Annotated in this window: 6 protein-coding genes; 3 read left to right on the plus strand and 3 right to left on the minus strand. The window is 68.9% G+C overall.

The annotated features are described in order from the left end of the window. Positions 1–39 precede the first annotated feature (39 nt). Positions 40–1,143 (minus strand): anhydro-N-acetylmuramic acid kinase, encoded by a 1,104-nt coding sequence (locus tag KCI33_RS15290; RefSeq protein WP_212525673.1) that lies wholly within the window; start codon positions 1,141–1,143, stop codon positions 40–42. 68 nt (positions 1,144–1,211) lie between these two features. On the opposite strand from KCI33_RS15290, the gene tyrS reads away from it, so the two are divergent. Continuing rightward, positions 1,212–2,507, plus strand: coding sequence for a tyrosine--tRNA ligase (gene tyrS / locus KCI33_RS15295; RefSeq protein WP_212525674.1), 1,296 nt, complete (start codon positions 1,212–1,214; stop codon positions 2,505–2,507). A 209-nt stretch (positions 2,508–2,716) separates the two neighbouring features. Here tyrS and KCI33_RS15300 read toward each other — a convergent pair whose 3' ends face one another. Together KCI33_RS15300 and KCI33_RS15305 are read right to left on the minus strand one after the other, a co-directional pair. Further along, positions 2,717–3,262: a peptidylprolyl isomerase gene (locus KCI33_RS15300; RefSeq protein ID WP_212525675.1), complete on the minus strand. Its 546-nt coding sequence runs from the start codon at positions 3,260–3,262 to the stop codon at positions 2,717–2,719. Beyond that, the gene (locus KCI33_RS15305; RefSeq protein ID WP_212525676.1) at positions 3,255–3,761 is read right to left on the minus strand and encodes a peptidylprolyl isomerase; all 507 of its coding nucleotides are present in this window, start codon (positions 3,759–3,761) and stop codon (positions 3,255–3,257) included. Before KCI33_RS15305 ends, KCI33_RS15300 begins: the two co-directional genes overlap by 8 nt. A 139-nt stretch (positions 3,762–3,900) precedes the next feature. Between KCI33_RS15305 and KCI33_RS15310 the strand changes: the two genes are divergently transcribed. Together KCI33_RS15310 and KCI33_RS15315 are read left to right on the plus strand one after the other, a co-directional pair. Beyond that, on the plus strand, positions 3,901–5,094 hold the full coding sequence (locus tag KCI33_RS15310; RefSeq protein WP_212525677.1) for a phosphoglycerate kinase: 1,194 nt from the start codon (positions 3,901–3,903) through the stop codon (positions 5,092–5,094). Between the two features lie 67 nt (positions 5,095–5,161). Next, the coding region (locus KCI33_RS15315) for a hypothetical protein (protein WP_212525678.1) at positions 5,162–6,225 on the plus strand (1,064 nt) is incomplete at its 3' end.

The following is a 6,225-nucleotide window of genomic DNA, read 5'->3' on the forward strand; positions in this document are numbered from 1 at the left end:
GGTCGGATCTGAGTATTTTCGCCAAGAAGAAGATGGCGGTCAGCCCGCCCGTGGCCGGCTGATCTGCCCGCCGCCCACCGCCGCGGCCACGCCGGTGGTCGAGGGGCAGGAGGTGGGCAGGCCGCGCGCCACGCGCACCGCGAGATAGGCAAAGGCCTGCGCCTCCAGCATGTCGCCGTCGAGGCCGACGTCCTCGACCGGGACCGCCGGCAGGCCGCAGCGCTCGGCCAGCATTTCCATCATCAGCGGGTTCCTGCGCCCGCCGCCGGTGACGAGCAGGCGCGCGGGCGGCTCTGGGCAATGCTCCAGCCCGCGCGCGACGCAGGCGGCGGGCAGCGCGGTGAGCGTGGCGGCGGCATCGGCGTCGCCCAGATGTGCCACCCGGCGGGCCAGGTCGCCGAAGGCGTCGCGATCGAGCGATTTCGGGGGCATGCGCAGGAAATAGGGATGCGCCAGCACCGCCTCGATCACGGTCTCGTCGGGCGTGCCCTGCGCGGCCAGTTCCCCGTCGCGGTCGCAGTCGCGGCCGAGGCGCGCCTGCATCAGGTCGTTCAGCGGCGCGTTCGCGGGGCCGGTGTCGAAGGCCAGCAGCGCGCCCCCGGCCTCGGGCGCGGGCCTCGACGGATCGGCCCAGGTCAGATTGCCCACGCCGCCGAGGTTCAGGAAGGCGACCGGCGCCTCCGCCCCGATCCATTTCGCGCAGGCGAAGTGGAAGAAGGGCGCGAGCGGCGCGCCCTCGCCGCCCAGTTGCACGTCCGCGCTTCGGAAATCCCAGACCACGGGGCGGCCCAGCACCTCGGCCAGAACGCGCCCGTCGCCGGCCTGATGCGTGCCGCGCCCGCGCGGATCATGGGCCAGCGTCTGGCCGTGAAAGCCCACGAGATCGACCTCATCGAAGCCCGACAGCAGCGCGGCATGAGCGGTTTCCACCAGCTCCGCCGCCTCCTCGGCCCCGGGCTCTCCGGGCCAGGCGCCGAGCGCGGCGGCGATCACCTTGCGCTCCGCGGCGCTGTAGGGACGATAGGCGCTCTCGCCGAAGGCGAGGATCGCCGCGCCGTCGGTCTCCAGCACCGCAGCGTCCACCCCGTCGAGCGACGTGCCCGACATCGCCCCCAGCGCGCGCACCGAGCCAGTTTTCAACATGGCCTTCCCCTCGTCAGCCCCCATCGGTATAGAAGTGACCGAAACCAACCCGATGGACAAGAGAACCGATGACCTATCACCCGAAATCAGACTTCATGCGCGTGATGATCGAGCGCGGCTTCCTGGCCGACTGCACCGATTATCAGGGGCTGGACGAGGCCCTGATCGCAGGCGTGGTGCCGGCCTATATCGGCTTCGACGCCACGGCGAAATCGCTGCATGTGGGCAGCCTGATCCAGATCATGATGCTGCGCTGGCTGCAGAAATGCGGGCACAAACCGCTCGTGCTGATGGGCGGGGGCACCACCAAGGTGGGCGACCCCTCGTTCCGCGCCGACGAGCGCCCGCTGCTGACGCCCGAGCAGATCGAGGCCAATATCAGCGGCATCCGGCAGGTCTTCGACAAATATGTCGGCTTTGGCGAGGGTCCCTCGGACGCGCTGATGCTGAACAACGCCGAATGGCTGGACAATCTGAACTACCTGGAGTTCCTGCGCGATATCGGGCGGCATTTCTCGGTCAACCGGATGCTGTCGTTCGAGTCCGTGAAATCGCGGCTGGACCGGGAGCAGTCGCTCTCCTTCCTCGAATTCAACTACATGATCCTGCAGGCCTATGACTTCCTCGAACTCAACCGCCGCTACGGCTGCCGGCTGCAGATGGGCGGCTCGGACCAGTGGGGCAACATCGTCAACGGTATAGACCTGACGCGCCGGGTGCTCGATCACGAGGTCTACGGCCTGACCTCGCCGTTGCTGACCACCTCGGACGGCAAGAAGATGGGCAAATCGCAGAACGGCGCGGTCTGGCTGAACGAGGACATGCTGAGCCCCTATGAGTTCTGGCAGTTCTGGCGCAACACCACCGACGCCGATGTGGGCCGCTTCCTCAAGCTCTACACCGAGCTGCCTCTCGAGGAATGCGAGCGCCTCGGCGCGCTGAAAGGGGCCGGGATCAACGAGGCCAAGATCGTCCTCGCCAACGAGGTCACCGCGCTCTGCCACGGGCGCGAAGCGGCCGAGGCGGCCGAGGCCACCGCGCGCGAAGTGTTCGAGAGGGGCGGCATGGGCGAGGACCTGCCCACATTCAAGCTCAGTTCCAAAGACCTGAACTGGCTCGCAGGCGATCTCTTGGGCGCGTCATCCGGCAAGATGTACTGCGCCGCAGCCACGCTCTTCGTCGAGGCCAAACTTGCCAACTCCGGCAAAGACGCAAAGCGTCTGATTTCCGAAAAAGCCGCACTCGTTAATGATGAAGTTGTAGATGCGTCCGTGCCGTTCGTCTGTAGAGACGTCCTTGAGGCCGGGCCAACAAAGCTCAGCGCGGGCAAGAAGCGTCACGCGCTGGTGGTGCTGGCGGATTAAGACTTTCTTGCCTCCGGCGGGGATATTTGGGGCCAGAAGAAAGGGGGAAGCCCCTTTTTCTTCTTGGCCCAAATACTCCCGCCGGAGGCGGCCCGGCCGCAGCCCGAAGCAGGCGGCCAGGGACGGCGCGTCCGGCGCCGCGAACCCCCGCCGCGCGCAGCGCGAAAGGGCGTGCGGCCGACAGGCCGCTCACCATGATTGCCGGCCGGTCAGTCGACCGGCGTGACCTTCACCATGACATCGGGCTGGCCGAGGACCTCGCCGTTGCGGCCCTCGCCGCGCTTGATGGCATCGACCACTTCCATGCCCGCCGTGACCTCGCCCACGACCGTGTACTGGCCATCGAGGAACCGGCCCGGCGCGAACATGATGAAGAACTGGCTGTTGGCCGAGTTCGGGTCCTGCGACCGCGCCATGCCCACCACGCCGCGCTCGAAGGGCCGGTCCGAGAACTCGGCCGACAGGTCGGGCAGGTCCGAGCCGCCGCGGCCCGCCATGCGCATGTCCATGCCCAGCTTGCCGAATTCCACGTCCCCGGTCTGGGCCATGAAGCCGTCGATCACGCGGTGGAAGACCACCCCGTCATAGGCGCCCTGGGCGGCGAGCGCGGTGATCCGCTCGGCATGTTTGGGCGCGATGTCCTCGTAGAGGTCGATGGCGATGGTGCCGTTGGCCGCGCCCTCGACCTGGATCTCGATGCCGGAGGCGGCGGCGGGACCCGCGGCCAGCGTCAGGATCAGGGCGAGCTTACGCATCGGCGGCCACCTTGACGCTGATCATGCGGTCCGGCGACGCGGGCGGCTCGCCGCGGGTGATGTTGTCGACGAATTCCATGCCCTCGATCACCCGGCCGTAGACCGTGTATTGCCGGTTCAGGAAATGGTTGTCGGAGAAGTTGATGAAGAACTGCGAATTGGCCGAGTTCGGGTTCTGCGAGCGCGCCGCGCCCAGCGTGCCGCGGTCATGCGGGATGCCGGAGAACTCGGCCGGCAGGTCGGGCAGGTCCGAGCCGCCGGTGCCGGCGCGGCGCAGGTCGAAATCCTTTTCGGCATTGCCGTGCTTGACGTCGCCGCTCTGCGCCATGAAGCCGTCGATCACGCGGTGGAAGACCACGTTGTCATAGGCGCCGGCGCGGGCCAGTTCCTTCATCCGCTCGCAGTGCTTGGGCGCGATGTCGGGCAGCAGCTCGATCACCACGCGGCCGTCCTTCAGTTCCATGATGATGGTGTTTTCGGGGTCCTTGATCTCGGCCATGCCGTTCTCCTTTTCGGTTTTGCCGGACCCTAGAGCGGGACGCGGGCGAAGAAAAGCCACATTGGCGCCGCGGCGGTTGACGCACGCGGCACGATTGGGTGAATAGGTGGCGACACGATTGGCATAAGGGACTGAGCGCATGGCCTGGAAAACCCTCGACGACATGGAACTGGCCGGAAAGGTCGTGCTGGTCCGCGTGGACATCAACGTGCCGGTTGAAGACGGCCGGGTGACCGACGCCACCCGCATCGAGCGCATCGTGCCCACGGTGAACGACATCCTGACCAAGGGCGGCAAGCCGGTGCTGCTGGCGCATTTCGACCGGCCCAAGGGCAAGGTCGTGCCGGAGATGAGCCTCAAGGTGGTGATCCCCGCGCTGGAGGCCGCGCTCGGCCGCGGCGTGCTCTTCGCCGAGGACTGCATCGGCCTGCCCGCCAAACAGGCGGTGGCCGCACTCAGCGAGGGCGATGTGCTGCTGCTGGAGAACACCCGCTTCCATCCGGGCGAGGAGACGAACGATCCGATGATGACCGCCGCGCTGGCGGCGCTGGGCGATGTCTATGTCAATGACGCGTTTTCGGCCGCGCACCGCGCCCATGCCTCGACCGAGGGCCTCGCCAGGTTGCTGCCCGCCGCCGCCGGGCGGCTGATGCAGGCCGAGCTGGAGGCGCTGGAGGCGGCGCTGGGCAATCCCGCGCGCCCGGTGGTCGCCGTCGTGGGCGGCGCCAAGGTCTCGACCAAGCTCGACCTGCTGGGCAACCTGGTGGAGAAGGTCGATCACCTGGTGATCGGCGGCGGCATGGCCAACACCTTCCTCGCCGCGCAGGGCATCGACGTGGGCAAGTCGCTGGCCGAGCATGACATGGCCGACACCGCCCGCGAGATCATGGAAAAGGCCGAAAAGACCGGCTGCGCCATCCTGCTGCCCTCCGACGTGGTGGTGGCGCGCGCCTTCGAGGCCCATGCCGAACATCAGGTCGTCGCCGCCGACGCCTGCCCGGCGGACGCGATGATCCTTGATGCCGGGCCCGAGACCGTGGCGCGGATCGAGGAGGTCTTTTCCAGATGCCGCACGCTGATCTGGAACGGCCCGCTCGGCGCCTTCGAGATCGCGCCCTTCGACGCCGCCACCAATGCCGCCGCCGCTCAGGCCGCCGAACTGACCCGCGAGGGCAAGCTGGTGACGGTGGCGGGCGGCGGTGACACGGTCGCCGCGCTGAACGGTTCGGGCGCGGCGGAGAGCTTCAGCTACATCTCCACCGCCGGGGGCGCCTTCCTGGAATGGATGGAGGGCAAGGTGCTGCCGGGGGTCGCGGCGCTCAACGCGTCTTGATCCGAGGCGGGGTTGGGGGTCTGATCGGGGAATGCGTTTCGCGTCATTTCCCGAAAGGAGATTTCCCATGCCCCGCCTATTGCACGGTTCCGGCCTCGCGCTGAGCGCGGCGCTGTGCCTGTCACCGGCCGGCGCCCGCGCCCAGGACTGGCCCACCTATCTCGACCTCCTGCGCCCCGAGCGCGTGGTCGAGCACCTGCTGCAGGCCGGCATCATGGGGCTGCGCACGCAGCTCGACCTGCGCTATGGCGATATCTCGGTCAACCCGGCGACGGGCTATGTCGCGCTCACCGAGATCGAGTTATGGCCCCTGCCCGAATGGGACGCGGCGGGGGACTGCCGGATCGCGGCCGACCGGCTGTCGATCCGATCAGGCGGGCTCGACGATCCCGACCGGATGCGGGTGCGGCTGCAACTCTCGGGGGGCAGCGCGCCCGGCGCCTGCCTGCCGCCGGACATGCGCCCCCTCCTGCAGGCCGCGCGCCTCGACCGGATCGAGCTGCCGCGGCTGACCATCGACATCAATTACGAGATCAGCAGCGCCGAGGCCGGCCTGCATGTCTACGGCGAGGCGGCGCAGCTGGCCGCCGTCGATCTGACCGCCGATTTCAGCTATCTCTGGGTCGAGGGGCGCGGCGGCGACGACCCGGTGCCGGTGGCTTTCCTCTCCGCCGCGGCGCTGAGCGTCGAGAATCTCGGCGGCTGGGAGGCGCTGAGGCCGATGCTGCCGCCGCCGCTGAGCGATCCTGCCAGCGCGCCCGCGGCGCTGGAGGAAATGCTGGGCGCCCTGCTGGAGGAGGCCAACCGCAAGGCCGCCGGGGCCGAGCAGCCGGTGCCGCTGAGCGCGGCACAGCGGGCCTTCGTCGCCTCGGTCGCCGGCGCCTGGCCCGCCTTCCTGCAGGACCCGGCCCGGCTGGTGCTGGAGACGGGCTACGCGCCCGAGGACGATGCCTATCTCGACTTCGCCTATTACGAGGGCGACCTGCCGGCGCTGTTCGACGACCTGCAGCCGCGGCTGGGCCGCAGCGCGGCGCGGCAGCGCGCGGTGCTGCCCGCCGCGCTGCTGCGGCGGGGGCTGGGCGGCGAGGCGCAGGCCCTGCCCGCCGCCGAACGCTTGCGCCTCGGCCGGGC

Origin of the sequence: Actibacterium sp. MT2.3-13A, from assembly GCF_018139985.1 — a bacterium.
Taxonomy (GTDB): Bacteria; Pseudomonadota; Alphaproteobacteria; order Rhodobacterales; family Rhodobacteraceae; genus JAGSOU01.

What these genes read in the sequence shown, in the direction of transcription:
- KCI33_RS15290 (WP_212525673.1), bottom strand. Translation starts at nt 1,143, where the DNA reads ATGTTGAAAACTGGCTCGGTGCGCGCGCTGGGGGCGATGTCGGGCACG.
- tyrS (WP_212525674.1), top strand. Translation starts at nt 1,212, where the DNA reads ATGACCTATCACCCGAAATCAGACTTCATGCGCGTGATGATCGAGCGC.
- KCI33_RS15300 (WP_212525675.1), bottom strand. Translation starts at nt 3,262, where the DNA reads ATGCGTAAGCTCGCCCTGATCCTGACGCTGGCCGCGGGTCCCGCCGCC.
- KCI33_RS15305 (WP_212525676.1), bottom strand. Translation starts at nt 3,761, where the DNA reads ATGGCCGAGATCAAGGACCCCGAAAACACCATCATCATGGAACTGAAG.
- KCI33_RS15310 (WP_212525677.1), top strand. Translation starts at nt 3,901, where the DNA reads ATGGCCTGGAAAACCCTCGACGACATGGAACTGGCCGGAAAGGTCGTG.